The sequence below is a fragment of the Mesorhizobium sp. M2A.F.Ca.ET.039.01.1.1 genome, assembly GCF_003998035.1.
Taxonomy (GTDB): domain Bacteria; phylum Pseudomonadota; class Alphaproteobacteria; order Rhizobiales; family Rhizobiaceae; genus Mesorhizobium.
This window is the reverse complement of the sequence record NZ_RZRY01000917.1, coordinates 1-2,098: the sequence shown is the minus strand read 5'-3', so window position 1 is coordinate 2,098 and position 2,098 is coordinate 1. Positions and strand designations below refer to the sequence as shown.

Sequence of the window (2,098 nt, the reverse complement as noted above, 5' to 3'; positions counted from 1 at the left end):
ATTATTGGCCGATCTATGAAGCGGCGCAAAAGCATGGCCTGCCTGTCGGTATCCATGCCGGGACCATGTATCGTTATCCCACGAGCAGCGGCATGGGATGGCCCTCGACCTACCTGCAGGACTATGCCAGCGGAACTCAGATTTTCGCGGCACAGCTCCAGAGCCTGATCATGGAAGGTGTATTTGGCAAATTCCCGGACCTTACCTTCGTGATGATCGAGGCGGGCATCAGTTGGGTGCCCAGCTTCATCTGGAAGAGCAAGAAGGTCTGGTTTGGTGTTCGCGGCGAGGTTCCTTGGGTGAAGCGCTCTCCTGCGTTGGAAATCCGGGATCGTGTCCGGTTTACGATCCAGCCATTCGATACGTCGAAGGACCCGGTGCGCGTCGAGAAGTTGATAGAACATCTCGGCAGCGAAGACATGCTGCTCTTCTCATCCGACTACCCGCATTGGCAGTTCGACGGTGATGATCCGATGCCACCCGGTTTTCCAGCACGGCTCCGGCAGAAAATCGCGCGGGAGAACCCCTTGCGGACTTACTCACGGCTGATGGAGACGGTGCAATGAACGATACGATAGCCAGCCCGAGGCAGCCGGTGCGTTCGACATCTTCGGCCGGCATAGCCGACAGCGATATCCACCCGGAATTCAAAGACCGCTATGGCCTCCATCCGTATCTTTCCAAGCGTTGGCGCGATCATCTCGATCAGTATGGTGAGCTGGGGTTCGAGGCGTTAGCTGGTGGCTACCTCTATGACGGCTACACTCCATTGGCGTTGCGTCGGGACGCCTGGCCGGATGAGGGGTTGCCTGGTTCGGATCTGGCGTTGATGAGGAAACAGCACCTCGATCCCAACAACGTAGTCTTTGGTGTGCTCGAACCCATGGTTGCGCTTGGCAATGGCGGCCGCAATCTCGATCTCAGCAATGCGATGTCCACAGCGATCAACGATTGGCAGATCGCCGAGTTCGTCGAGCCGGAGGACCGGTTGAGGGCGTCGGTTATGGTGGTGCCGGACGATGCGGTTTCCGCGGTGGCAGAAATCGAAAAGCGGGCTCTCGATGCGCGCTTTGTCCAGGTGCAGATCTTCACAGGGACAACCGAGCCATTGGGGCACCGGCGTTACCGGCCTATCCTGGAAGCCGCGGCTCACCATGGCTTCCCAATCGGCATGCACGTCGGAGGCCGACTCGGCACGCGGACCGCCAGCGGCTGGCCGTCCTATTACTCTGAGTTTCATTTATACAACACGTTCGCCGCACAGTCGCAGATCATGAGCCTCATTCTGGAGGGCGTGTTCGATCAGGTGCCGTCGCTCAAGGTCATTATCATTGAGTCCGGTTGTTCCTGGTCGATCGGACTTGGAGAGCGCCTCGACATGTTGTGGCAGCGCATGGGTTCGGAGGTGGCAAGCCTGAAACACCCGCCTTCACATTATCTGCGTCAGAATATCTACTTTTCTACGCAGCCGGTAGAAGAACCGGACAATCCCGAGGAGCTCAACTATCTGTTTGAGCAAATCGGCTGGGGCAACCTGATGTATGCGAGCGACTATCCTCACTGGGACTTCGACGATCCGCGCTACGCCTTCAAGGCTCGCATATCCGAGGAACATAAGGCGATGCTGTTTCGGGAGAACGCCAAAAAGGTTTACCGGATCCCGTAACGCAAATCGGAATAGACCATTCCTCGCCGTTTCCGTCGGCGGCTGCGGATCAAGTTCACTCCACGTAGACTTGAAGCAGAAGGACCCTATGGTGCGCACCTGAATTTTTTAGATGAACCGGGGGTCTCCCAGATTGCACGAGAGCAGTGACTGGCTCCTCGCGAGTAGTAGCGAATAAACCAATGAACACACAAAGAAAGGGGAACTAAAATGGTCGATGAAATCAGTTTTCTCAGTGAGTGCGTCGCCAAAGGTAAACTCTCCCGGCGCGATTTTTTAGGTCGGGCCGCAGCGCTCGGCGTCAGTGCAGTCTTGGCTAATAACCTGCTTGCTGATGCGGCGAGGGCGGAGGGACCCGTCAAGGGCGGTTTACTCAAGGCCGGGTTAATGGGCGGACAAGCGACGGACACGCTCGATCCAGCGGTCCTAACA

The 2,098-nt window shown here is 57.0% G+C and carries 3 protein-coding genes; all 3 read left to right on the top strand.

Annotated features, from left to right (window positions below):
• On the top strand, positions 1–566 hold a 566-nt coding region (locus EOA24_RS35530), incomplete at its 5' end, for an amidohydrolase family protein (protein ID WP_133374801.1).
• On the top strand, positions 563–1,666 hold the full coding sequence (locus tag EOA24_RS35525; protein ID WP_127410686.1) for an amidohydrolase family protein: 1,104 nt from the start codon (positions 563–565) through the stop codon (positions 1,664–1,666). The genes EOA24_RS35530 and EOA24_RS35525, both read left to right, overlap by 4 nt.
• Positions 1,667–1,876: 210 nt before the next feature.
• A partial coding sequence (locus EOA24_RS35520) for a twin-arginine translocation signal domain-containing protein (RefSeq protein ID WP_127410685.1) occupies positions 1,877–2,098 on the top strand: 222 nt, incomplete at its 3' end.